This window comes from Paenibacillus sp. SSG-1, assembly GCF_002224835.1.
Taxonomy (GTDB): Bacteria; Bacillota; Bacilli; order Paenibacillales; family Paenibacillaceae; genus Paenibacillus_AQ; species Paenibacillus_AQ favisporus.
The window spans coordinates 2701539-2726143 of record NZ_MBRK01000001.1; the positions used below are offsets into that span (position 1 = coordinate 2701539).

Genomic DNA, 24605 nt, shown 5'->3' on the forward strand with positions numbered 1-24605 from the left:
TAATATGGGGCTTCATCATGTCCAACGAGCCGTTAAACCAGCACCTTGCGAAACTCGCGGGTGAGGAGCGGCACGACCTCGAACAGGTCCCCGACGATACCGTAATCCGCCACTTTGAAAATCGGCGCTTCGGGATCCTTATTGATCGCGATGATAACCCGCGACTGGCTCATCCCCGCCAAATGCTGGATCGCGCCGCTGATGCCGCAGGCGATATAGATCTCCGGCGTCACGACCTTGCCGGTCTGGCCAATCTGCATCGAATAGTCGCAGTAGCCTGCATCGCACGCCGCCCGGGAAGCGCCCACCGCGCCGTTCAGCACATCCGCCAGCTCTTCGAGCGGCTTGAACCCTTCGGCACTCTTGACGCCGCGGCCGCCCGAAACGATAATTTTCGCTTCGGTCAGGTCGACCTTGCCCGACGTCTTGCGCACGATGTCCTTTACGATCGAGCGGAGGGAGCCGGAAGGGGCGTAATCGATCTCGATGATCTCCCCAGGCGAAGATACGCTTGGTGCTGGAGCCAGATTGTTCGGGCGGATCGTCACGACCTGCGGGCCGCCGGTGAACGATTTTTGCTCGAATGCTTTGCCTGCGTAGATCGGGCGGGTGTAGACCGCTTCGCCGCCGTTCTGCTCGATCGCCGTCACGTCTGATATTTGTCCGGCACCCAAATGGGCAGCGATTTTCGGCGCAAGATCCCGGCCCAGTGCCGTATGGCCAAGGAAGACCACGTCAGGCGTCACCTGTTCAAACACGCTTTGCACGGCATCAAAATAAGCTTCAGCGTTGTAGATTTCCAGCTCGGGATGATCCACGGCGTAGACCCGGCCATCCACATAGCCCGCCAGATCTGCAGCGAGGGTCGTAATTTGCGACCCGATTAACACGGCAGTGACGGTGTCTCCTTCATTTTTGGCAATAGAGGCCGCCTGAAGCGCTTCCAAGGAAACCTGACGCAGGCTGCCACCGCGAACCTCGGCTACCACCACAAACGTTTTACTCATTCGGGATTCCTCCTTTTATCGGTTTCTTCAAATCAGCTTGGCTTCGGTACGCAGCAGCTGGACCAGATCCGCGGCCTGCTGGGCAAGGTCTCCCTTCAGGATTTGCCCGGCCTTGCGCTCAGGCGGCAGGGTGAGGGAGAGGCGGTTCGTCTTGGCGGCCACATCCGCTTCGCTCAGGCCAAGATCGCCAAGCCCGAGACGCTGGAACGGCTTCTTCTTCGCCTTCATAATGCCGGGCAGCGACGGATACCGCGGCTCGTTAAGCCCCTGCTGCGCGGTGAATACCGCAGGAAGTGCGACCTCCAGCGATTCGGTATCGCCTTCGGCGTCCCGCTGCACGGATGCTTTTCCGCCAGCAATGTCCAGCTTCGTGATCGAGGAAACGTGAGGCAGGCCCAGCAGGTGGGCTACCCTTACAGCGACCTGACCCCCGCCGGAATCTACAGAGAAGTTGCCGCCGAGAATGAGGTCTACGGACTGCTGGCCGAAATAGGCCGCCAGTGCTGTGGCGATGCTGAACTCGTCGCCGGGAATACTGTCGCCGTCAATGAGCACGGCTTCATCGGCGCCCATAGCCAGTGCCGTTCTCAGCGCCTCGGCCGTGCGCTCCGGCCCTACTGAGACGACGGTTACGGTACCGCCGTGCGCATCCCGCTGCAACAACGCTTCTTCTACCGCATATTCGTCGTACGGATTGATGACGTACTTGACCCCGTCGTCGGAAATCTGTCCATTCGAAATGACGATTCGTTCCTCCGTGTCGAAGGTTTGCTTCAGCATAACGTAGATATTCATGCGGACAAGCTCCTCTCTCAAACGCGTTATTTTAAACCTTTTAAGAAAAACTCAACTGTCTTATCCACCTGAGCGGAAAGGGAATACTTTCGGCCGGAGATAAGCCAGGAGGTGACCACTTCATCCATCGCCCCAAAAATCAGCAGGCGTGTCAGTTTGACATCGAGGTCTGCGCGAAACGATTTCTCGGCAATCCCCTGTTCAATGATATGCTCGATCAGCTGAATGTAGGGCTTGACGACAAGCCCGATGGCTTTGCGCAGCTCTAGCGAGCTCTGACGTAGCTCGATCTGTGTCACATAAGCCAGATTGATGTTGTTTTCGAGCTCGGTAAAGTGAATTTCGCAAACTTTGCGGAGGGCTTCATCAGCGGTATTCGTTTCCTTAACGCTGCTGTTGAACATGGAGACCAGATTGCCGAGACGGGCTTGAAACAGAGAAATAAGGATATCTTCCTTGTTTTTAAAATATAAATAAATCGTACCGTCCGCGACGCCTGCCTCCTTGGCGATCCTCGAAATCTGGGAGCCGTGATAGCCGTTCTCCGCGATTACTTTTAAGGCTGCATCCAAAATCAACTCATATTTTTCCAATTTTCTACTTGTCATCAGGCCACCCCGGTGTTAGAATTCAAATAACTGAATGAATCCTCATTCATTTTTCTTAATCTTATGGGAAACAGTGCCAGTTGTCAATGTTTTCAAAGTAAGATTTTATTTTTAAACAAGCTTTGTAACCGCTTACGAAATGTAACCCGTCACCAAACTTAGGTGAATACGAAGAAAGGACGGATGACAAATGGTGTGGCCTATCGTCAATTTACTGCTGTTTCTCGCTGTGACCGGGTACGGTATTTATTTGTTCTGCCAAGCGGTGTATCACAGACTGCTGTACGTGAAGCTCGGCAAGCCGGTGGATTTCCGGAAGCAGCGTGAAGGCAGATGGGGCGAGTTCCTGGGACAGGTGTTCGGCCAGAAAAAGCTGCTGAAGGACCGGAAGAGCGGCATTATGCACGTGGTGATCTTTTACGGCTTCATCATCCTTCAGTTCGGCGCGCTGGATCTCATTATCAAAGGACTGACAGACGGCGGCCACCTTCCGCTTCCCGCGTACGACGTATTCGGTCTGCTTCAGGAGATCACGGTGTTTCTGGTCCTTGTAGCGATGGGATATGCCGCTTACCGCCGGTATGGCGAGAAGCTTGCGCGCCTCAAGAAAGGGTGGAAGCCGAGCATTGTCGTGTTCTTTATCTTCTCCCTGATGCTGTCTGTGCTCCTGTCGCTTACCTTCGAAAGAATCCGGCTCGACCTCGAGCCATCCGCTTACGCACCTATATCCTCAGCGATTGCGGCCATCTTCACCGGCATGTCCGGGACGGCGGCATCCGTATTGTTCTACATTTTTTGGTGGGCCCATCTGTTTATTCTGCTATCTTTTCTCGTCTATGTTCCTCAATCGAAGCATTTTCACCTCATTACCGCACCGGTCAATATTTGGCTGGGCCGCTCCGAGCCTGTCGGCAAGCTGAGCAAGCTTGACCTTGAAGATGAAGAAGCCGAGTCGTTCGGCGTCGGCAGGATCGAAGATTTTACGCAAAAGCAGATGATCGACTTCTACGCTTGTGTGGAATGCGGCCGCTGCACGAACGTCTGCCCGGCTTCCAATACCGGCAAGGTTCTGTCGCCGATGCATCTTATTACTAAACTACGCGATCATTTGACGGAAAAGGGTACAGCCGTTACCGGTAAGTCTCCGTATGTTCCCGAATATGCTTTTGCCGGGAGTGGAGCGCATGCATTGGATGCAGCCGTGGCCGAAACCCATCCCGATTGGTCTTCAGCGGAAGGCGTGACGGATATTCGCCCGACGCTGGCATGGCAGAAGGCCACCTGGACCCATCAGGACACAAGTCCGCAGGACATGAACTTGATCGGCGACGTCATGACCGAGGAGGAGATCTGGTCCTGTACCACCTGCCGCAACTGCGAGGATCAGTGCCCGGTCGGCAACGAGCATGTCGATAAAATTATCGATTTGCGCCGCCATCTCGTGCTGATGGAAGGAAACATGCCGGCAGAGGGGCAGCGAGCCCTGCAAAATATTGAACGGCAAAGCAATCCCTGGGGATTGAACCGCAACGACCGGGCCAACTGGACCGGCGAGGTGGAAGGCATCCGGGTGCCGACCGTCAAGGACAATCCGCAGTTTGAATATTTGTTCTTCGTCGGATCGATGGGCTCATACGATCTGCGCAGCCGCAAAATCTCCAAGGCGTTTGCCCGCCTCTTGAACGAATCCGGCGTCAATTTCGCCATTCTCGGCAACGAAGAGAAAAATTCGGGGGATACGCCCCGCCGGATGGGCAATGAGATGCTGTTTCAGCAGCTGTGCATGGAGAACATCGAGATTTTCGAAAAATACGGCGTCCAGAAAATCGTGACCGCCTGCCCGCACACCTTCAACACGTTCAAAAACGAATACCCCGAATTCGGGCTCGAAGGGGTGGAGGTCCTTCATCACTCCGAGCTGCTGGATCAGCTCCTTCGCGAAGGGAAGCTGAAACCCCAGTATGAAGTGAAGGAGCGGATCACTTATCACGACTCGTGTTATCTGGGACGCTATAACAACGTGTATGACCAACCACGCAGCGTCCTCCGGGCCATTCCCGGCGTGGAGCTCGTTGAAATGAAGCGCACGCGGGAAAATGCGATGTGCTGCGGCGCCGGGGGCGGCATGATGTGGATGGAGGAGACGTCCGGCAAACGGGTGAACCTTGCCCGCACAGAGCAGGCGCTGGAAGTGAATCCAAGCATCATCAGCAGCGCCTGTCCTTACTGCCTGACCATGATGGAGGACGGGACGAAGATGAAGGAAGTGGAAGAGCGTGTGAAAGCAAAGGATATCGCTGAAATTTTGGAGCTGTCCGTGTTTGGGGATTCCGCTGCTCACAATAAAGGATTTGAAATGGAGGCAAGCACACAATGAACAAATCCATTCGCAAGGCAGCCGTCATCGGCTCAGGAATTATGGGTTCCGGCATTGCTGCACATCTGGCCAATGTCGGTATCCCGTGCTTACTGCTGGACGTCGTTCCGACTCAGCTGACAGAGGAAGAAGCGAAGAAGGGGTTGACGCTGGAACATCCGGCGGTACGCAGTCGTCTTGCAACTTCAGCCATTGAGAAGCTCAGCAAGATCAAGCCGGCTCCGCTGTATGATCCTGCGTTTGCTTCCCGGATTACGCCGGGCAACCTCGAAGATCATCTACCGCAAATTGCAGGCGTCGACTGGGTCATCGAAGTGGTGGTCGAGAATCTGGAAGTGAAGCGGCAGCTCCTGAAGCGCGTAGAGGAGCATTGGAAACCCGGTACGGTGGTCAGCTCGAACACGTCGGGCATCTCGATCAACGAGATGACGGCCGAATGCGGCGAATCGTTCAGAAAACACTTCCTGGGCACGCATTTCTTTAATCCGCCCCGTTATATGAAGCTGCTTGAAATTATCCCCGGACGGGACACGGAGCCGGAGCTCGTGGCGCGTATGAAGGATTTTTGTGAAAGGGTGCTCGGCAAGGGTGTCGTCATCGCCAAGGATACGCCTAACTTTATTGCGAACCGGATCGGTACTTACGGCCTGCTTGTGACTCTGCAGGAAATGATGGAGAAGGGCTTCACAGTGGAAGAGGTCGATGCAGTGACCGGACCGGCGATGGGGCGTCCGAAAAGCGCTACCTTCCGCACGCTGGATCTGGTGGGGCTCGACACGTTCGTTCATGTCGCGGACAACGTCCGGATGAATGTCGAGAATGAACGCGAACAGGCGGTTTTCACTTCGCCGGACGTGCTGACGGGCATGGTGGCGCGCGGCTGGCTCGGGGAGAAGAGCGGACAGGGCTTCTATTTGAAAAAGAAAACGCCGGCCGGCAGCGAGATTTTATCGCTTGACCTGAAAACGCTGGAATACGTGCCGCAGACGAAGCCCAAATCGGCATCGTTGGAAGCCGCGAAAATGGCCAAGGGAGCCGGAGCGAAAACAAAGGCGCTCCTCGGGGCGAAGGACCGCTACTCGGATCTGGCCTGGGACATTCTGAAGCAGGTGCTTGTCTATTCGGCCGAAAAGGTGGGCGAGATCGCCGATTCGGTCAAGGAGATCGACGATGCCATGAAATGGGGCTTCTCCTGGGAACTCGGGCCGTTTGAGACCTGGGACGCCATCGGCTTGGCCCGGTCTGTGGAGCGGATGGAAGCCGAAGGCTTGACCGTTCCCGCCTGGGTTAACGAGTGGGTCGCTGCGGGACACAAGTCCTTTTACAAGCAGGAGGAGGGCCGGCTGTATTCAATTCATGTGGCGTCTGGCGCATACCATGAGGTAGAACAGCCGGAAGAAGTCATCAATCTGCGCAGCCTGAAAGAGCAAAACAAGGTGGTGAAAGGAAACAGCGGCGCCAGTCTGATCGACCTTGGAGACGGCGTCGCCTGCCTGGAATTCCATTCGCCCAACAATGCGATCGGCGAGGACATTCTCTCCATGATTACGCAGAGCATTGACGAGGTGCGCAGCAATTTCAGAGGACTCGTGATTGCGAACCAGGCACGCAACTACTGTGTGGGAGCCAACATTATGCTGCTCCTCATGGAAGCACAGGACGAAGAATGGGACGAAATCAACGAAATCATCCGGAAATTCCAGTACACGATGTACGCGCTGAAGCGGTTTGAAAAGCCGGTCGTGGCCGCGCCGCACCGCATGTGCCTCGGCGGCGGGGTCGAATCCTGTATGCCGGCCGACCTGGTCATCGCAGCGCCGGAGACGTATTACGGTCTTGTCGAAGTCGGCGTCGGCCTGATCCCCGCCGGTGGAGGGTGCAAGGAACTGGCGCTGCGGGCAAGCCAAACGGCCGGTCTTCCGGATGCGGATCTGCAGCCGTACATCAATCACATTTTCCAAACCGTGGGGACGGCGACGGTATCGACGAGCGGCCACGATGCCAAGCGTCTCGGGTACTTGCGGCCAAGCGACCGTATCGCGGTGAGTCAGGATGTTCAGATCTATCAGGCGAAGCAGGCTGTTCTCGGTCTGGATCGCAGCGGCTATGAACCGATCCCGCAGGAGAAGATCCGGGTTGTCGGGGCGGAGGGTAAGGCCGTACTTCAGCTTGGTGCGCTTGGCATGAAGCAAAGCGGTTATATCAGCGACCATGATTACCTGATCGCCAGAAAACTGGCCCATGTTCTCGCCGGCGGTGATGTCCCGGCAGGAACCCTTGTCAGTGAGGAGTATATGCTCGACCTCGAGCGCGAGGCTTTCTTGAGCCTGTGCGGCGAACCGAAGACGCAGCAGCGCATGCACCACATGTTAACCAAAGGTAAGGCGCTCCGCAACTAACATCCACGGGAGGGGATATTCCATGAAAGAAGCAGTCATTGTATCGATGGCGCGTACCGCAGTCGGCCGTGCCAAGAAAGGCAGCCTGGCACAGACACGGGCCGACGATCTCGGGAAAACGGTGCTGGAAGCCGTCGTGGAACGCGCGCCGGGTCTTAAAAAGGAAGACGTGGAGGACATCATCATCGGCTGCGCCATGCCGGAAGGCGAGCAGGGGCTTAATTTCGCCCGGATCATGTCGCTGTACGCCGGATTCCCGGTGACGGTGCCGGCGCTGACGATCAACCGGTTTTGCTCCTCCGGCCTTCAGTCGATCGCCTTCGCGGCGGAGCGAGTCATGCTGGGGCATGCCGATATCCTGATCGCCGGGGGCGTGGAGAGCATGAGTCATGTGCCGATGACCGGTTTCAAGATGTCGCCGAATCCGAAGATCGTTGAGCAGATGCCGGAGGTCTACATCGCCATGGGACATACGGCGGAAGAGGTAGCCGATCGGTTCGGCATCAGCCGGGAAGATCAGGACCGGTTCGCTGCGAGATCGCACGCCAGGGCAGCGCAGGCGCTTGCGGAAGGCAAGTTCCAGGACGAAATCGTGCCGGTTCAGGCCGAACTGAAAAGCGTGGATGAGAAAGGCAAAGTGCAGAAGAAAACCTTCGAATTCCGGGTGGACGAAGGCGTGCGGAGCGACACGACAGTGGAGGTGCTGGGCAAGCTGAAACCGGCGTTCAAGCTGAACGGATCAGTCACGGCGGGGAATGCGTCCCAGGTCAGCGACGGGGCTGCGGCGGTTGTTGTCATGAGCCGGGAAAAAGCCGAGGCGCTTGGCTTGCAGCCGCTTGCCACGTTCCGTTCCTTCGCGCTCAGCGGCGTCGAGCCGGAAATTATGGGCGTCGGTCCGGTCAAGGCGATTCCGAAGGCGCTGCAGATGGCCGGAATTACGCTGGAAGACGTGGATTTATTCGAAATCAACGAGGCGTTCGCCTCCCAGTGCGTCCACATTATCCGGGAGCTTGGCATCGATGAGGAGAAAGTGAACGTCAACGGCGGAGCGATTGCGCTTGGGCATCCGCTGGGCTGCACAGGCACGAAGCTGACGACGACCCTGATCAGCGAGCTGAAGCGGCGCGGCGGCGGTTACGGTGTGGTGTCCATGTGCATCGGCGGCGGCATGGGTGCCGCAGGCGTGTTTGAGGTTCATCCGTAAGCAGAAAGCGTTCTACAGTGATTTGGTTTTTAACTTAAAAATTCATATCGCAAAGGAGACGGGAACGATGAGCACAACGATGAATAAGGTGATCGGCGGCAGTTATATCATTGAAGACACGGACTTTCACAGCATTGTGACCCCGGAAGATTTTACGGAAGAACACCGAATGATCGCCGAGACGACGGAGGATTTTGTAGCCGGTGAAGTGGTGCCCCATGACGAAGCGATCGAAAAACTGAATTATGAGCTTACGGTGGAGAAGATGCGCAAAGCCGGGGAACTCGGACTGCTCGGCGCCGACGTGCCGGAGGCCTATGGCGGGCTTGGTCTGGATAAGGTCAGTTCGACGCTGATCAGCGAGCGGCTGACCAAGGCATCCGCATTCGCTTTGTCGATCGGGGCCCATGTCGGCATCGGCACGCTGCCGATCGTCTATTTCGGCACTGAGGAGCAAAAGCAGAAATACCTGCCTGCTCTGGCAACCGGCGAGAAGATCGCCGCCTACTGCTTAACGGAGCCTTCCTCCGGTTCAGATGCGCTGGGGGCGAAAACGACAGCCACCTTATCCGAGGACGGTGAATATTATGTATTGAACGGCAGCAAGCAGTTTATCACGAATGCCGGTTTCGCTGACCTATTCATCGTGTACGCCAAAGTGGACGGCAAGGACTTCAGCACTTTTATCGTGGAGCGCACGATGGAAGGCGTCAGCATTGGACCGGAAGAGAAAAAAATGGGAATAAAAGGATCGTCCACCTGTCCGCTAATCCTGGAGGATGTGAAAGTGCCTGTAGAGAATCTGTTATGGGAAGTAGGCAAGGGGCATTTGATCGCCTTCAACATCCTGAACATCGGACGCTTCAAGCTGGCCGCCGGTTGTGTAGGCGCCTCCAAGGATACGATTGAACTGGCTGCCAAGTACGCGAACGAGCGCGCGCAGTTTGGCCGGAAAATCTCCACCTTCCCGCTGATCGGCAAGAAGCTGGCGGATATGAATACGAAAACGTACGCGCTCGAGAGCATGGTTTACCGCACGGCAGGTCTGTTCGATGTTGGCCTTGCCGAAGTGGATCACACCAGTCCAGAAGTGGGCTATCAATCGGCCAAAGCCATTGCCGAATATCAGCTCGAATGCTCGATTAACAAGGTGTTCGGTTCCGAAACGCTGGATTTCGTCGTCGACGAAGGCGTGCAAATCCATGGCGGATACGGCTTTATTCAAGAGTACCGGGTGGAGCGGAATTATCGGGATTCTCGGATCAACCGCATATTCGAAGGCACAAACGAAATCAACCGTCTGCTCATTCCGGGCACTTTGGTGAAACGGGCCATGAAGGGCCAGCTGCCGCTGATGCAAAAGGCCGTGGCGCTGCAGGCCGAGCTTCTGGAGCCGATTCCTCCGCAAACCTTCGAGGGAACGCTTGATCAGGAAGCCCATCTGATCAAGATGGCAAAGAAAATTTTCCTGATGGCCGGCGCCCAGGCCGTACAGAAATATCAATTGAAGCTCGAGGACGAACAGGAGATTCTGAGCCATCTGTCCGATATGATGATTTCCGTCTATGCGATGGAAAGTGCGCTGCTGCGTACGCAAAAAATCATCGACCGCTCAGGCGAAGACAAGGCTCGCCTGCCGATCCTGATGACGACCGTATTCGTTCATGACGAATTCAATAAAATCGAAACGTGGGCGAAGGAAGTGCTCGCTGCGATGGAATCGGGCGACACGCTCCGGACGCAGCTGTCCGTTCTGAAAAAGCTGACGAGAAAGTCGCCTGTCAATACGCTTGGATTGAAGCGTGAAATCGCTGAAAAGGTCATTGCCGCGGAAAAATACGTGCTGTAACAATTCGTGAGATGGGGTGGCCTGGATGTCGAGTAAACCTTGGTTAAATCAGTATCCTAATGAGGTCCCGCACAGTTACGAGTATCCCAAGCAGAACATTGCGCAATTTCTAGTGGATTCCGCTTCCCGATATCCAGAGCATATTGCTCTGGATTTTATGGGCAAGAAAATGACATTCCGATCCCTGCTGGTTTCGGTAAACCGGTTTGCGAACGCCCTGCTCCGGCTGGGTGTCCGCAAAGGGGACCGGATCGCCATCATGCTGCCTAACTGTCCGCAGGAGGTCATTGCGTATTACGGTGCGCTCCTTGCGGGCGGCGTGGTAGTCATGACTAACCCGCTGTACGTGCCGCGGGAAATTCAGCATCAGTTATCCGACGCTGACGTCCGCATCATCGTGACGTTGGATGCGCTGGTGCAGCGCGTGGAACAGGCGATGACCCACAGGCCGCTCAGTAAGCTGATCGTCACGTCGGTCAAAGACTATTTGCCTTTTCCGAAAAACATCCTATACCCTCTTGCCGCCAAAAAAGACGGAACAAATGTCTCCGTCACGTATGACGATCGGATCTTATCCTTTACCCGTCTCATGAAACAATCAAGCAGCGACCCGGTCAAGGTAGACATCGATGCGGAACAGGACCTAGCGCTCATCCAGTATACCGGAGGAACGACCGGTTTCGCCAAAGGCGTCATGCTGACGCATATGAACCTGGTAGCCAATACGATTCAATCGCAGCTGTGGTTTTACCGGGCACGGATCGGCCAGGAAAAATACTTGGCTGCGCTGCCTTTTTTTCATGTATTCGGGCTTACGGTGCTGCTTAATCAGGCAGTTTATAATGCCGGAACGCTCATCTTGGTTCCACGTTTTGAAATCAATCAGGTGCTGAAGATCATTGACCGGCGGAAGCCGACGGTGTTTCCCGGGGCGCCGACCATGTATATTGCGGTGATTCACCATCCTGAAGTGCACAAGTACGACCTTTCTTCCATAAATATATGTATCAGCGGAGCGGCTCCGCTGCCCCTGGAGGTACAGGAGCGGTTCGAGGAAGTCACGCACGGCAAGCTGATCGAAGGTTACGGATTGACCGAAGCGTCCCCGGTTACGCATGCCAACAACATATGGGAGAAACGCAAAAACGGCTCGATCGGCATTCCTTTACCGGATACCGAAGCCCGTGTTGTGCATCCCGATACAGGTGAAGAGCTGCCGCTTGGCGAAATCGGCGAGCTGGTTGTCCGCGGCCCACAGGTCATGAAGGGGTATTGGAACCGGCCGGAAGATACGGAGCGCACGCTCCGGGACGGCTGGCTGTACACCGGGGATCTGGCAAGGATGGATGAAGAGGGCTTTTTTTACATTTTGGACCGGCGCAAAGACCTGATTATAGCCGGCGGTTATAACATCTACCCGCGGGAAATCGAGGAGGTGCTGTTCGAGCATCCGGATGTGGAGGAAGCCGTCGTGGCAGGCGTGAACGACCCTTACCGCGGTGAAAATGTAAAGGCTTACATCGTGCTCCGGAAAGGCTCGTCTGTTACCGAGCAGGAGCTGAAGCAGTGGTGCAAGGAACGGCTGGCTGTGTATAAAGTGCCCAAGATCTACGAGTTTCGCGAGTCGCTGCCCAAGACGCTGGTGGGCAAGGTGCTTCGCCGCAAACTGATCGAAGAAGAGAATGAGAAGCTGGTCAATCAATCGAAGGTCGATCTATAGGGGATGTTACCCGGCGACGCTTAATGAGAAGGAGGGCAAGGACATGAATCCGGAAACGACGGACAGCCTGAAGATGAACCTGAAGCTGAAGCAGCTGGAGAACGCCGCGAAGCATACCTTTTGGGATTTTATCGGATGCGAACTGATTGAACTTAAAGGCGATCAGGTCGTGGTAGCCTTTGATATTTTGCCCCATCATCTCAATCTCATCGGGATCGTGCACGGCGGCATGCATGCTTCAGCCATCGACTCCGCCATGGGCATACTCATTATGCTGGCCAGGCCGGAAGCCAATGTGGTTACTGTGAATTTGAACATGAACTACGTGGCTTCCACGGGTGAAGGGCGTGTCATCGTGACGGCCGAGATCATCCACAGCTCGCGCAAGCTGATAACAGCCCAGGCCTATGCGCGCAAAGAGAACGGGGATCTGCTCGCCTTCGGCACCGGCACCTTCAGGGTGCTGGAAAGGCATGTCCCTGAAGCGCAAACAGAGAGCGATAAAAGGGGGACGATGGATGAGCGTGGTACAAGAACTTGAAGCGATGGCCGGAAAAATGAACGAACAGCCTGGGGCGCTGGATGGGCTAAGCGCCTCCTACCATTTTCATATTAAGGATACAGGGAAACATTTGCAGGTATATTTCCATGACGGAACCGTTCGGGTTGTGGAGGACGCTTCGGGTGACGCAGACTGCACGCTGACGATGTCTGAGAGCCATCTTCGGAAACTGCTCCGGAACGACTTGAACACGACGATGGCGTACATGACCGGATCACTCCGGATCGACGGCCGTCTTGGCCTGGCTCTGAAGCTTCAGGAAATTCTGAAGCAGTATCAGGTTTGAATGCCTGGTTTACGACATCGATGAATGCAAAAATATAGGCTGCCTTATGCAGAGCAGCCTATTTGTGCTGTTATTTTAAATATAAGAAAAGGATAAGCTTCGGAGATTGGGCTTCCTTATCTCGCAAGAAAAACTTCCGCTAAATGCGGTCTGGCTTCTTAGAAGGTGCGCCGATAGACGTTTTTTCTTATTTCCCTTTACGGGTTAATTTGGCGAGAGCATCCCATTGTTCCTCAGTGACGGAGCGAAGGTCATTGAATTCGCCCGCCCCCTGCAGCCATTCTCCACCGTCAATGGTGACCACTTCCCCATTGATATATCCCGCGTAATCAGAAACCAGGTAGGCAGCCAAGTTCGCCAGCTCCTCTTTGTTCCCGACCCGGCGTAAAGGGACGCGATCGATCATCTGCTGCTCCAGCTCCGGCGTGGGAGAGAGGCGGGACCATGCGCCTTCGGTTGGAAAGGGTCCGGGGGCGATCGCCACCTGGCGAATCCCGTAACGTGCCCATTCCACCGCAAGGGAACGGGTCAGTGCCAGCACGCCGGCTTTGGCCGCAGCGGATGGAACGACATAAGCCGATCCGGTCGAAGCATAGGTCGTCACGATATTGAGCATGGTGCCTCCCTGGCCGCGGTCGATCCAGCGTTTGCCGATCTCCAGGGTCGCATAGAACGTGCCGTGCAGCACGATGTTCAGCACCGCGTCTACGGCTCGAGGGGACAACCTCTCGGTGGGACTGATGAAATTGCCGGCGGCATTGTTGACGAGAATGTCAACTCGGCCGAAATGCCGTTCAACGGCATCCGCCAACTCCGCAATCTGTGCCGGTTCCCGAACGTCGCAAGGAGCATAGAATATTTTGTAACCGCTATCAAGAAATTGTTCGGCTGTCTGCTTCAGCACTTCTTCCCGGCGCCCTGCGATCGCCAGTTTGGCACCAAGCCGTACGAACTTTTCACCCATGGCCCGGCCCAGACCCGTTGCTCCCCCGGTAATCAACACCACTTTGTCCTGTAACAAGTTCTGCGCAAAAGGTTCCATTTCCGATTCCTCCCAAAATATATGCTGGAAAAGAATTCATCCTGCTTAACTTCCACTATATCGGAACGGGAAAGCGGTGTATAGAGCAGCCTTTGCTATGTGGGGAAAGGGCACGGATTCGAAGTTATAAGTTTCATCCTCCATCGGCGTACGTGCGGTTGTTCACTGAAGGTTTATCCAGGTACAGGGGACATCGCGGTACCCGGCGGGAGGATGAAATTCGGGTAGAAAAACCGCGGAAAATTGCTGAAACCCCTTTTATTGTTCACATTTTTGTCACATGTGGTTCTAAGCGAACGTCCGCCATAATAAGAAGAAGTAAACGCTTCAAACTAACATTCCTCAGCTTGTACCCTTCCTCCTAGCCCTTTTTCCCGTTGCGATGTCAAGGTCATTCACACATTATGTAAAGGAAGTGAAGAGACTTATGGCAATTAAGCAGGGGCATGCCCAAAGACGTGCCCGAAATCCGCGAGCTGTTCGTCACGTCGGAATTTGTCTGATCCTCACGGTCGTTCTTTCGGTGTTTGGAATTCCTCCTTTGCCTGTCTTTGCTGCTCCTCTCATCACGATAGACCAACCTTCAGGCCCCTTGGGGCCGGGGATGTCCCGGATTTCCGGAACGTTTTCAGGAGTGTATGACGTGGAGCTCGCCGTAGGCGGCGATTCGCTCGTCAGTGCCCACATGGATGATCCGGAAGCGGACGGCAGCGGAAGCTGGTATGCTGACGTCGATTTCTCCAAGTACGACGGTCCGGTAGAACTGGCAGCTAGGGGAAAAGACAGTGTGACCCGCTATGTGGCCTGGTCTCCCTATATGTCGGTGGAGGTAGACAATCCGGGCGCCGCCCTCCCGCAAGTGCAGATTACAAGCCCAGGCGAAACGAGCCCCGTGATGGGGAGTGTCAATGTCCTCATTCAAGCAGGGGGCAAAAATCCGGTCAGCAAAGTGCAAATCCGGATTAACGGCGGAGAGTGGAAGGATGCGCCTCCCAAAGGATCAGGATACCAATACAAGTGGAAGACAGCGGCTTATGCCGGACGGGTCAATAGTCTTGAAGCGAAAGCCGTGGATGCTAACGGAAATACAGGATACAGCAGCGCAAAATATGTGAAAGTCGCGAACGTATCCAGCCAAGCAATGCTGCAGGAGGACCAGCAGGACCAAGAGGGCTGGACAGAGCAGGATGCCCAGAATGATCAGGATGTTCAAACAGATCGAAATATCCAACAGAATGCCGAAGCGGAACTGAATGTCCAGAAAGACCAGAATGCTCAAATCGATCAAAATGCCCAAACGCTGCAAAATAACGAAACCGCACAGGATGCCTCAACAGTACAGGATGACTCAACAGTACAGGGTGCTTCAGCGGTACAAGATAACTTAACAGAGCAAGAGGTACCTCAAGCACAAGAAGCCTCAACAGTTCAAGATGCCCCAACAGCTCAAGATGTCGACACGGCACAAGATGAGCTGACGGCCCCTCCCTCGGAAGAGACAGTTCATGAAGTGAATCCGGATAAGGGGATGCAAATGAATGCAAATCCTGGTTCCGAGCAGGTTGAAGCAGCATCCAGTCCGACGACCGTTACCCAGCAGGTGTACGGCCAGGATCGGGCCATGTGGATCTGGGAAAATGAATCGTACCCCCTGATCATGAACCCGGGTTCACGTAATGTGCTGGATGCTATGGCATCCGATACGTCGACGTTCGGGCAGAGACCGATCCGGACGCTGTACCTGGCGGTCGGACCCTATTTCGGCATGCGAATGCTGCAGGACAAACGGCCGGAGGTCAGGGATTTCGTCGGCTGGGCTCATGATAAGGGCTACCAGGTGCAGGCTTTGATCGCCGGCGGTACGACGCCGCCCTATTTCGGAGCCTATGCCCGTTACCGGACTCAGGCGGTGGCCGAGTTCGAAGGTATCCTGAATTACAATTTATCCTCGGATCCAAGGGAAAGATTCGACGGTGTAAACATTGATACGGAGCCTTACAGCCTCGGTGATTTTAAAAGCGCCAAACCTTCGGTTCAGGTGCAGTACCTTGACATGCTCAAGGCATTGATGGACCGTAAGCAGGCTTCCGGTCTGAACCTGCAGGTCGGAGCCGCCATCCCGCGCTGGTTCGACACATCGGTGGACGCCAGCAGCATTTCATGGAACGGCTCGGTCAAATGGATGTCCCAGCACGTTCAGGATACGCTCGATTACATTTCGATTATGGACTACCGGGATCAGGCGGACGGCAGTGCAGGGATCATTGAACAAGCACGCGGAGAAATCGACTATGCGAATCAGATCGGCAAGCCGAATTCGGTCGTCATTGGCGTAGAAACGATCGATGTCGCCGACGGCGGGGATCCGGAGGCCATCAGCTTCTATGAGGAAGGCCGCACGTACATGGAGTCGGAACTGAATAAAGTGTACGCCGCTTTCGAAGGAAATCCTGCCTTTGGAGGGATCGCGCTCCATCATTACGGCAACCTGAGAATATTCCCGTCTGCATGGGGACCGGGAAGCGTGTTCTGGCAGCCGCCGCAGGACAGCGAACCGCCATCAGCCGTCACGGGCACGCCGCAGGCGACAGCCTTTGATTATCAGCGGGTCGATATCACCTACGGGCCGGCGTCCGACAATGCCACCGTGAAAGAGTACCGCATTTATCGCGGCACGGATGCGCAGTTTGAACCGGATCCAGCCAACCTTGCCGGTATATCTAACAAACTGAATTTCCGCGACGTCGGGCTGCTGCCGGATACGACATATGTCTATAAGGTAACGGCCGTCGATTCCTCCGGTAATGAAGGGCCTGCAAGCCAGCCGTTCTCCGCAACGACAGGGCATACCGATCTGAAGCCGATGATCGTGGGGCAAATGCAGGTCACTTACGACGGGGCCAAGGCGACCGTTTCCCTGCAGGTCGTCGATAAAGAGACGGGAGCCGGGCTTCAGGCAACAGTTTACGGCCGGTTTACCTCTATGGGCGGAAAATATGTCGGTGGCGCCACTACAGCGACAGGTACGTACACGGCTTCATCCGAAGCGATCATTGCGGCCGCGGGTAAAGCCGGCTTTGCCGCCCGCAGAATCCTGGCGCCCGGGTACTACTGGGCACAAGCTTATGATTCCCCCGACGGCCGATTCACGGAGTGGGGAGGATGATGCCGAAGCTCTCAAAGGTAACAAGATCGATATGATTCAGTTGGTTGGTATAACAAGAGGGCGCAGTGTTTGTTCTGCGTCCTTTTTTTTCGCTTCATACGAAGTCCCGTTTCTGTAAAGAAAATAGATACTTATAGATTTCGTTATAAATATAGATGTATTTTTAGATTTGTCACCAAAAAAGCTTAAAAATCATGCTTAGGCAAGGGATCTTACATTTTGTGGCGAAGGAGTAAGAAGGAGCGAAATGCATCCTCAAACTACATAAAAGGTGTGACTCAACTTTGACGAGACCGAATGTGATCGTGATTTATTGTGACGATTTGGGATACGGTGACTTGGGCTGCTACGGCTCCGATGCGATTCGCACGCCGCACTTGGATGCGCTTGCACAAGATGGAGCGCGTTTCACCAACTGGTACTCGAACTCGCCGGTATGTTCACCGTCCCGCGCGGCCCTTCTGACGGGAAAGTATCCCGCAAAAACAGGTGTCAGCCATATTTTAGGCGGAAAAAGGGGAACAGGCGGATTAAAAGCCGACACCAAAACTCTTGCACAGCGCCTCAAAGAACATGGCTACCGAACGGCTTTATTCGGGAAATGGCATCTTGGATCCGCAGCGGACACCAAGCCCAATGCCAAAGGATTTGATGAATATTTCGGCTTCCAGGCCGGTTGCGTGGACTATTATTCCCACATTTTTTACTGGGGAATGCCGAGTGTGAATCCCGTGCACGATTTATGGAGCAACGGCGAAGAGGTCTGGCGGGACGGCGAGTATCTGACGCATCTGATTACCGACAAATCCGTCGATTTTATCGAGGCAAGCCGGGCTGCCGATAAGCCGTTTTTCCTGTATGCCGCTTATAATGCGCCTCATTACCCGATGCATGCGCCAGAAAAATATATGAAGCGCTACAGTCACCTCCCAAGGGACCGTCAGCTGATGGCCGCCATGATCTCGGCTGTTGATGACGGAGTCGGCGATATTGTGGCAGCGCTTAAACGAGTGGGGGCGTACGAAAACACCATTATTTTCTTCTCGAGCGACAATGGGCCGTCTTCGGAGTCGCGCAATTACCTGGACGGAACAGAAGATGTGTACTATGGCGGAAGCGCCGGAATCTTCCGCGGGCATAAGGGCAGCCTGTTCGAAGGCGGGATTCGGGAGCCGGCCATCCTCGTCTATCCATCCATCATCGCTGCCGGACAGACGAAGGATGACGTCGGCATGATGGCCGATATCGTGCCGACCGTGTTGGATCTCGCCGGTCTCCCCGTCCCCGCGGCGGAAGAGATCGACGGAAGCAGCATCGTGCCGATGCTGACGCAAGGGGCAGGCACTCCACATCAGCAAATATGCTGGGAGTACGGCAGCCAGCTTGTGGTTCGGGAGGGCAAATGGAAGCTTGTGCTTGGCGGCAAGCTCGACTTTGACCGCACCCAGCCGGACGATATTCATTTGTCCGATTTGGAGGCGGATCCGGGCGAGCGGATCAATCTGAAGGACGAGTTCCCGGAGATTGCGCAGCGATTGGAAAAAGATGTCCGGGAATGGTATGCAACGCTTCTGTAGTTCTTCCTTGGGGTAATGAAACGTGAAGGATGCACCCGTGACAAAGTTCTCATTGTATTCGGACTTGAGATAAGAAATAATAGAAGGCTGGAGCTGTCATCTAGCAATGCCAGTTAATTAGGATCCAAATTATAAAAGGAGTTGATCGTATGCCAACGATTCAAGTGGAAGGCAGAGAAGCGATTAGAGCAGAGGAAGGGCAGAAGCTCGTCCTGGCCCTGGAGGACAACGGGGTGGATATTTTGCACCGCTGCGGAGGGAATGCCAGATGCACGACCTGCCGGGTGGAAGTGTTGGAAGGCGATGCTGGCCCTGTCGGAGAAGCCGAAGCAGCCATTCTTACCACCAAAGGAATTCACGAGCCGAATGTCCGTCTGTCCTGCCAAATTCGGGTACATAACGACCTGACGGTCAGACCTGTGATGACGGTATCTGATTCCGGGATGGATCCTGGTAAAAGACCAGTAGACTAAGGTAATCGGGCCGAAACAGCCACAAAATAAAACGGCTTTCTTTCCGCCAGGTTTCGGGGAGAAAGCCGTTTTTTCGTTATTTCAACAGCCAGAGCGCTGGAACGTTCGGTGGTTCCCAGCCTGTCAGCGAGGTATGGGCCTGCCGACATTCATAGGTCGCTCCGTTATAGGTAACGAGCGTGCCTGGTGTGTAGGCAACATTGGGTGCCCATGCCTCTGCGGATGAGGACGAAGCCGTCTTAGCGGTTACCGCATTGCTGGCGGACGATTCATTTCCCGCCGCATCCACGGCGCGAACGGTAAATGTATAAGACGTGTCGGCCGCGAGTCCGCTGGCCGTGTAGGTCAGCGTGGTGCCGGATACGGTGCCTGCCAGCGTACTTCCATTGTAGACCCGGTAGCCGGTTACGCCAACGTTATCTGTCGAAGCCGCCCATTTCAATGTAACCGTTCCCGAAGTTGGTGTACCGTCAACCTGCAGACCGGTTGGAGCGGAAGGTGCCTGGGTGTCCGGTGGATTTGTGCCAGATGTGGTGAATGTTACGGCACTGCTGGCATCCGAAGTGTTACCCGCAGCGTCTACAGCCCGAACCGTAAACGAATAGGATGTATTGGGTAAAAGTCCGGTGACCTGATAACTGAGGACAGAACCTCCCGTTGTTGCAACAAGCGTGCCTCCGTTATAGACCTTGTAGCTTGTCACGCCGACATTATCGCTCGAAGCCCCCCAGGTCAGCGTTGCTCCTGTTGACGTAATAGCAGATGCCTTCAAGTTGGAAGGCGCCGAGGGTGCCGTGGTATCCGGAGTGCCGCTGCCGCCGCCGAAGTCCACATCAATGACATTGTAGAAGGCGTTGGCGGTGTCCGCGATTTCCCAAACGGCGAGGATCACCTGATATCCGGTGCGGCTGGGGACATTACAGGTGCTGGTATAGGTTGCTCCAGGCTGCACACCGTTATAATTTTCCGAACAGAATGGCGTCAGGTCAAAAGAATCTCTTGTGAGCGGCGCATTGGGATTCCAGTTCTGCTTCGTGATGTAATATTTCCAGCTGGTCGTGGCGTGTCTCGCCGTCAGAGTCCAGCTGAAGGTATTTGTGCCTGGAGAGAGGTTAACCTTGCTCCAGCGGGTCTGAGATTGTTCATCCAGCGTTGGAAAAGCTCCGTTGGCGCTGGCGATTTTACCGTCTGCCGGGCCTGCGGCAGGAAAGCCCTTCGGAGCTTCCAAGCTTTGAGGCTCATAGACAATCGGGCCGCAATTGGTGTTGGCACCCGTTTTGCATAAGTAAGCGCGGCTGCCGGGGGACTGGACATAACCATGCGCGGAAGCACGCTCCACGATCATCAACGTGCACAGCAGCGTGATCAAAGCTAAACTGCCTGCGAACAGCCATTTAAGCACTCCATGCTGTCGTAACCGAATCGTAGTCATCCAAATTTCCTCCTCTAATCCGAATATGAAAACAACATGTCTCATTCTGGCTGCAGATACCGCTTTGGCCGTCCCACCCCCTTATAAGAATATTCATTCAACTTGCTTGGCCAGGGCCGACCTTATTATCGGTCAGCTTTCGGAATGTTGGTTATATAAACTCGGCAGGCGAGCTTATATCGGAACATGAATGTCGATTTTTAATCAAGAAAATACATAAAAAATCAATATTTAGTAATAATTAGTATCATTTAACACAACGATAAACCAATTAAGCCTCCCCCTCAATAATAAAAAACAACGATTTAGGTAGTGTTTGAGTGAATCCATTCATAAAAAATTGCGAAATGCGGAAACCTAATCAAGTCCGCAATGTATTCAACTCCGAACTCATGTGCCTAATTATTCTGGAACCTATATTGTGAATGGGAGGCCACACAACAACATGTCCAATGTGTTAATGATCAAAGCGAATGACCGTCCGTTAGAGCAATCGGTTACGGTTCAAATGTACGAAACGTTCGTCAAAGCGTACCGGGACACCCATCCGGATGACGTGGTTACCGAGCTGGATTTGTTCGCCTTGAACCTGCCGAATTATGGGAACACGGCACTTACCGCGCTCTTCAAGCGCAGCCAAGGACAGGAATTGACGCCGGAGGAGACGAATATCGCCGATTTGGTACGCGTTCATATCGATCAATTTCTCGCCTCCGACAAAGTGGTCATCGCGTTCCCGCTCTGGAACTACGCTGCGCCTGCCCCGCTGATTACGTATCTGTCCTATTTGGCTCAAGCCGGAACCATGTTCCGATACACACCCGAAGGCCCCGTCGGTCTAGCCGGGGGGCGTAAAGTGGTTCTGCTGAATGCTCGGGGCGGCATTTACTCCACGGAGAACATGGCTCCTTTTGAAGGCGCGATCCGGTTCGTGAAATCCAATTTGATGCTATGGGGAATTACACCGGAAGAAATCATTATTGAGGGACATAACCAGATGCCCGCCGAAGCCAAGGACATTATTCAAAAGGGACTGGATCAAACGGCAAAATACGCTGTAACGTTTTAAACGAGTATAAAGAAAGCATTTCGGCTGTCCGGCAGTCGGAATGCTTTTTTGTATTTTCTTCGGCAAAGGTTAAGGTCACCCACATTTTTCATAAAAAAATGAGTTGACAGTAAGCGCATTTCATCGACTATAATATGTAGACCGTTCGTTATAATTTTGAAAGGAGGTCATAAACGCGATGACGGAAAAGCCCAATTCCCGTGAATCCATCGTGGAAACAGCAACGCGTCTTTTTGCCAAACAGGGCTATCACGGAACGGGATTAAACCAAATTATCAAGGAAAGCCATTGCCCAAAAGGATCACTGTATTATTATTTCCCAGAGGGCAAGGAGGAGCTTGCCCAAGAATGCATTTTACGGATTAAAAGCGCGGTATCCGACAAGTGGGAAGAGGCTTTTAACCGGTTCGACGATCCGTCTCAGGCCATTCAGCATTGTATCGATGTGATTGCGGCCGATGCCAAAGCCACCAATTTCGAAGGGTTTATCCCGCTCAGCTTCTGGAATGCGGTAGAAACCTCCTGCATCAGCAACTCCCTGAGGGATGCTTGTCAAGGCGTGCTTCAGGAGTGGGAGAGAGTCCTGACCACACGGCTGCAGGATGCCGGGGTAGAGCTGTCCCGTTCACAGGAAGCCGCGACAGTCATTCTTTCATTGCTCGAAGGGTCGCTGCTGATCGCCCAGACGAACAAGGATACGGGACCTATATTCCTTGCATCCAAATATGTTGGCATATTGCTGGACCGCCTTTTGGCCAAAAATACATCGGATGAAGCACAGAAAGAAAAATAAGGCCGAATGAATAGAGAGATTACAAATATCAGAGAAAATAGATAGAGACATATAAAGAGAGATAAGAGAGACATTGGACATATGACAGGAGGATGGGATTGTGGAAGCAGCCGTACAGCATACGCAAGCTCAAATGCAAACGGAGAAAAAATTTAAAGTTTTACCGATCATGATTTCACTGCTCATTGCCGGATTTATCGGCATGTTCAGTGAAACGGCGCTGAATATCGCGCTTAGTGATTTGATGCAGGTCATGCACATTACGCCTTCGACAGCGCAATGGCTGACAACCGGATACCTGCTGACGCTGGGCATTCTGGTCCCGGTGTCGGGATTGCTGCTGCAGTGGTTTACCACAAGGCAGCTGTTTATTACTGCGCTCAGCTTTTCGATTGTCGGGACCCTGATTGCGGCGCTAGCGCCATCGTTTGAATTTCTGATGGTGGCCCGCGTCGTGCAGGCGATCGGAACCGGTATTATGCTCCCGCTGATGTTTAACACGATTTTGGTCATTTTTCCACCGGAGAAACGGGGAGGCGCGATGGGAATCATCGGGCTGGTCATCATGTTTGCGCCGGCGGTCGGACCGACGATCGCGGGTCTGTTAATCGAGAACCTCAGCTGGCACTGGATTTTCTGGCTGTCCCTGCCGTTTTTGATTCTGGCTCTGGTATTCGGCATTGCGTTTATGCAAAATGTATCCAGCATCACCAAACCGAAGATCGACCTGCTGTCCATCGCGCTGTCCACCATCGGGTTCGGCGGCATCGTGTTTGGCTTCAGCAGCGCCGGTGAAGGCAGCGGTGGCTGGACGAGCACCAAAGTGATCTTGTCGCTGGTTATTGGCGTGGTCGGCCTCTTGCTGTTCGGATGGCGTCAGCTGTCGATGAAGCAGCCGATGATTAACCTGCGCGCTTTTAAATACCCGATGTTTTCCGTTGGCGTAGTGATGATCTTTATCAGCATGATGATCATTCTGTCGTCGATGCTGGTACTGCCGCTGTTCCTCCAGGGTGGTTTTGGCAAATCGGCCTTTTATGCCGGCCTGCTCATGCTGCCGGGGGGAATCATCAACGGGATCATGTCACCGATCATGGGACGGCTGTTTGACAAATACGGACCCAAATGGCTCGTGTTCCCCGGATTTCTGGTGGCTGCCGCATCCCTGTGGTTCTTCTCGGGCGTTACCGCCGCGTCAGCGGCGTTCCTCGTGATCGTGCTTCATACCTGCCTGATGATCGGCATTTCGATGGTTATGATGCCGGCACAGACGAACGGGCTGAATCAGCTTCCGCGTGAATACTACCCGGACGGCACAGCCATCATGAACACGTTGCAGCAGGTTGCCGGTGCTATTGGCACAGCGCTTGCTGTCAGCGTGATGTCGGCAGGCCAGGAGCATTACGCTGAGGCGCACCCCGGCGGCAATCCGCTTGACGCGTTGACTTCAGGAGTTTCAAATGCGTTTATGTTCGGAATGATTATCGCAGTCATCGGATTTGTGATTGCACTGTTCATCAAGCGTGTACCCGTAAATCATCAGAAATGACAATAGAGAACGAAGCCTGGTATCGGTTGATATCGGGCTTTGTTTATATTTGAGGAATTGCTACGCTTTAGCGGGCTGTCGTCAGAAAAATTGTCGCCCCAAGCTTCCTGGTATATAATGGGGTTCCAGTGGAGGTCCAATCGACGTTCATTGACAGATCTGCCTGAATCGATAGTCCATTCATGAGGTGATACACTTGAAGCAAACACCGCCCAAGCTCCCGCTGACCCCCGAGGAACGCGCCCATTTAAGAGCCTTTAAAGTGAAACTGAACGATATTGCCACCCTCGATACCGCACAGTTATCGCAAATGCTGGAAATCACTCGCGAACGCGCCAGCATGCTAAAGGGGCTGGCCATGTTTCAATCCGTGCCCTCGATTGGCCCGAAAGTGGCCGCAAGGGTGGTTGGCATGGGATACTACTCGCTGGATGAGATTAAAGACCTGGACGGTGCGGACTTCATAGACAAAATGGAGGTGCACCTCGGATACTGGGAGGATCCTTGCCTGGAGGATGCTCTTCGCTGTCTGGTGCATTATGCCAACCATCCGGGCAGTGAGCGGGAATGGCCTGATTTTACCGAAGAAAGGAAGAAATACCGGGAGCAATTCGGATATCCGGCAACAAGGCCAGCAGCAGCCTGGTACGAGCACCGGGGGAATGAGGCAGCCCGGAACAAGTAAGGGGGAATAGGT

The 24605-nt window shown here is 54.1% G+C and carries 19 protein-coding genes; 14 read left to right on the top strand and 5 right to left on the bottom strand.

Features of this window, described 5'->3' with window-relative positions; translation table 11 throughout:
• Window positions 1-32: 32 nt before the first annotated feature.
• Genes BCV73_RS12495 through BCV73_RS12505 form a run of 3 tightly spaced genes read right to left on the bottom strand, consistent with a single transcriptional unit; the run spans window position 33 to window position 2410 of the window.
• Window positions 33-1007 carry an electron transfer flavoprotein subunit alpha/FixB family protein gene (locus tag BCV73_RS12495; protein WP_089547343.1) on the bottom strand — a complete coding sequence of 325 codons (975 nt, stop codon included), beginning with the start codon at window positions 1005-1007 and terminating at the stop codon, window positions 33-35.
• A 27-nt stretch (window positions 1008-1034) separates the two neighbouring features.
• Complete coding sequence (locus tag BCV73_RS12500) at window positions 1035-1802, bottom strand: electron transfer flavoprotein subunit beta/FixA family protein (protein WP_089547344.1); 768 nt, start codon at window positions 1800-1802, stop codon at window positions 1035-1037.
• Between the two features lie 26 nt (window positions 1803-1828).
• The gene (locus BCV73_RS12505; protein ID WP_076165412.1) at window positions 1829-2410 is read right to left on the bottom strand and encodes a TetR/AcrR family transcriptional regulator; all 582 of its coding nucleotides are present in this window, start codon (window positions 2408-2410) and stop codon (window positions 1829-1831) included.
• A gap of 190 nt (window positions 2411-2600) precedes the next feature.
• Between BCV73_RS12505 and BCV73_RS12510 the strand changes: the two genes are divergently transcribed.
• The 7 genes from BCV73_RS12510 to BCV73_RS12540 all read left to right on the top strand — a co-directional run bounded on the left by BCV73_RS12510 (window position 2601) and on the right by BCV73_RS12540 (window position 12807).
• A complete protein-coding gene (locus tag BCV73_RS12510; protein ID WP_179231979.1) occupies window positions 2601-4787 on the top strand; it encodes a (Fe-S)-binding protein in 2187 nt (728 codons plus the stop codon).
• Window positions 4784-7186 carry a 3-hydroxyacyl-CoA dehydrogenase/enoyl-CoA hydratase family protein gene (locus BCV73_RS12515; RefSeq protein ID WP_089547345.1) on the top strand — a complete coding sequence of 801 codons (2403 nt, stop codon included), beginning with the start codon at window positions 4784-4786 and terminating at the stop codon, window positions 7184-7186. Before BCV73_RS12510 ends, BCV73_RS12515 begins: the two co-directional genes overlap by 4 nt.
• A gap of 22 nt (window positions 7187-7208) precedes the next feature.
• Window positions 7209-8390, top strand: coding sequence for an acetyl-CoA C-acetyltransferase (locus BCV73_RS12520; RefSeq protein ID WP_089547346.1), 1182 nt, complete (start codon window positions 7209-7211; stop codon window positions 8388-8390).
• A gap of 67 nt (window positions 8391-8457) precedes the next feature.
• A complete protein-coding gene (locus BCV73_RS12525) occupies window positions 8458-10239 on the top strand; it encodes an acyl-CoA dehydrogenase family protein (protein ID WP_089547347.1) in 1782 nt (593 codons plus the stop codon).
• 25 nt (window positions 10240-10264) lie between these two features.
• Window positions 10265-11959 (top strand): long-chain-fatty-acid--CoA ligase, encoded by a 1695-nt coding sequence (locus tag BCV73_RS12530; RefSeq protein WP_089547348.1) that lies wholly within the window; start codon window positions 10265-10267, stop codon window positions 11957-11959.
• Window positions 11960-12002: 43 nt separating this feature from the next.
• The gene (locus BCV73_RS12535) at window positions 12003-12500 is read left to right on the top strand and encodes a PaaI family thioesterase (RefSeq protein WP_179231980.1); all 498 of its coding nucleotides are present in this window, start codon (window positions 12003-12005) and stop codon (window positions 12498-12500) included.
• Complete coding sequence (locus BCV73_RS12540) at window positions 12478-12807, top strand: SCP2 sterol-binding domain-containing protein (RefSeq protein ID WP_089547349.1); 330 nt, start codon at window positions 12478-12480, stop codon at window positions 12805-12807. Before BCV73_RS12535 ends, BCV73_RS12540 begins: the two co-directional genes overlap by 23 nt.
• 187 nt (window positions 12808-12994) lie before the next feature.
• On the opposite strand, the gene BCV73_RS12545 is transcribed toward BCV73_RS12540, so the two are convergent.
• Complete coding sequence (locus BCV73_RS12545) at window positions 12995-13849, bottom strand: SDR family oxidoreductase (protein ID WP_089547350.1); 855 nt, start codon at window positions 13847-13849, stop codon at window positions 12995-12997.
• 643 nt (window positions 13850-14492) lie between these two features.
• Between BCV73_RS12545 and BCV73_RS12550 the strand changes: the two genes are divergently transcribed.
• The 3 genes from BCV73_RS12550 to BCV73_RS12560 all read left to right on the top strand — a co-directional run bounded on the left by BCV73_RS12550 (window position 14493) and on the right by BCV73_RS12560 (window position 19065).
• A complete protein-coding gene (locus BCV73_RS12550; RefSeq protein ID WP_143811852.1) occupies window positions 14493-17015 on the top strand; it encodes an Ig-like domain-containing protein in 2523 nt (840 codons plus the stop codon).
• 284 nt (window positions 17016-17299) lie between these two features.
• Window positions 17300-18592: a sulfatase-like hydrolase/transferase gene (locus tag BCV73_RS12555; RefSeq protein ID WP_089547352.1), complete on the top strand. Its 1293-nt coding sequence runs from the start codon at window positions 17300-17302 to the stop codon at window positions 18590-18592.
• A gap of 149 nt (window positions 18593-18741) precedes the next feature.
• Entirely contained in the window at window positions 18742-19065 is a 324-nt protein-coding gene (locus BCV73_RS12560) for a 2Fe-2S iron-sulfur cluster-binding protein (RefSeq protein WP_089547353.1), read from the top strand.
• Window positions 19066-19141: 76 nt separating this feature from the next.
• On the opposite strand, the gene BCV73_RS12565 is transcribed toward BCV73_RS12560, so the two are convergent.
• Window positions 19142-20497: a lytic polysaccharide monooxygenase gene (locus BCV73_RS12565; protein ID WP_089547354.1), complete on the bottom strand. Its 1356-nt coding sequence runs from the start codon at window positions 20495-20497 to the stop codon at window positions 19142-19144.
• A gap of 445 nt (window positions 20498-20942) precedes the next feature.
• Between BCV73_RS12565 and BCV73_RS12570 the strand changes: the two genes are divergently transcribed.
• From BCV73_RS12570 to BCV73_RS12585, 4 genes are all read left to right on the top strand, one after another.
• A complete protein-coding gene (locus BCV73_RS12570; protein WP_089547355.1) occupies window positions 20943-21566 on the top strand; it encodes an FMN-dependent NADH-azoreductase in 624 nt (207 codons plus the stop codon).
• 178 nt (window positions 21567-21744) lie between these two features.
• On the top strand, window positions 21745-22359 hold the full coding sequence (locus tag BCV73_RS12575) for a TetR/AcrR family transcriptional regulator (protein WP_089547356.1): 615 nt from the start codon (window positions 21745-21747) through the stop codon (window positions 22357-22359).
• Between the two features lie 133 nt (window positions 22360-22492).
• Complete coding sequence (locus tag BCV73_RS12580) at window positions 22493-23908, top strand: DHA2 family efflux MFS transporter permease subunit (RefSeq protein WP_089550224.1); 1416 nt, start codon at window positions 22493-22495, stop codon at window positions 23906-23908.
• Between the two features lie 187 nt (window positions 23909-24095).
• A complete protein-coding gene (locus BCV73_RS12585) occupies window positions 24096-24593 on the top strand; it encodes a helix-hairpin-helix domain-containing protein (RefSeq protein WP_343219895.1) in 498 nt (165 codons plus the stop codon).
• The last annotated feature ends 12 nt before the right edge of the window (window positions 24594-24605 follow it).

Coding starts and splice junctions, on each gene's coding strand:
- BCV73_RS12540 (WP_089547349.1), top strand. CDS start 12,478: ATGAGCGTGGTACAAGAACTTGAAGCGATGGCCGGAAAAATGAACGAA.
- BCV73_RS12580 (WP_089550224.1), top strand. CDS start 22,493: ATGCAAACGGAGAAAAAATTTAAAGTTTTACCGATCATGATTTCACTG.
- BCV73_RS12495 (WP_089547343.1), bottom strand. CDS start 1,007: ATGAGTAAAACGTTTGTGGTGGTAGCCGAGGTTCGCGGTGGCAGCCTG.
- BCV73_RS12575 (WP_089547356.1), top strand. CDS start 21,745: ATGACGGAAAAGCCCAATTCCCGTGAATCCATCGTGGAAACAGCAACG.
- BCV73_RS12515 (WP_089547345.1), top strand. CDS start 4,784: ATGAACAAATCCATTCGCAAGGCAGCCGTCATCGGCTCAGGAATTATG.
- BCV73_RS12545 (WP_089547350.1), bottom strand. CDS start 13,849: ATGGAACCTTTTGCGCAGAACTTGTTACAGGACAAAGTGGTGTTGATT.
- BCV73_RS12505 (WP_076165412.1), bottom strand. CDS start 2,410: ATGACAAGTAGAAAATTGGAAAAATATGAGTTGATTTTGGATGCAGCC.
- BCV73_RS12565 (WP_089547354.1), bottom strand. CDS start 20,497: ATGACTACGATTCGGTTACGACAGCATGGAGTGCTTAAATGGCTGTTC.
- BCV73_RS12525 (WP_089547347.1), top strand. CDS start 8,458: ATGAGCACAACGATGAATAAGGTGATCGGCGGCAGTTATATCATTGAA.
- BCV73_RS12510 (WP_179231979.1), top strand. CDS start 2,601: ATGGTGTGGCCTATCGTCAATTTACTGCTGTTTCTCGCTGTGACCGGG.
- BCV73_RS12535 (WP_179231980.1), top strand. CDS start 12,003: ATGAATCCGGAAACGACGGACAGCCTGAAGATGAACCTGAAGCTGAAG.
- BCV73_RS12500 (WP_089547344.1), bottom strand. CDS start 1,802: ATGAATATCTACGTTATGCTGAAGCAAACCTTCGACACGGAGGAACGA.
- BCV73_RS12520 (WP_089547346.1), top strand. CDS start 7,209: ATGAAAGAAGCAGTCATTGTATCGATGGCGCGTACCGCAGTCGGCCGT.
- BCV73_RS12570 (WP_089547355.1), top strand. CDS start 20,943: ATGTCCAATGTGTTAATGATCAAAGCGAATGACCGTCCGTTAGAGCAA.
- BCV73_RS12560 (WP_089547353.1), top strand. CDS start 18,742: ATGCCAACGATTCAAGTGGAAGGCAGAGAAGCGATTAGAGCAGAGGAA.
- BCV73_RS12530 (WP_089547348.1), top strand. CDS start 10,265: ATGTCGAGTAAACCTTGGTTAAATCAGTATCCTAATGAGGTCCCGCAC.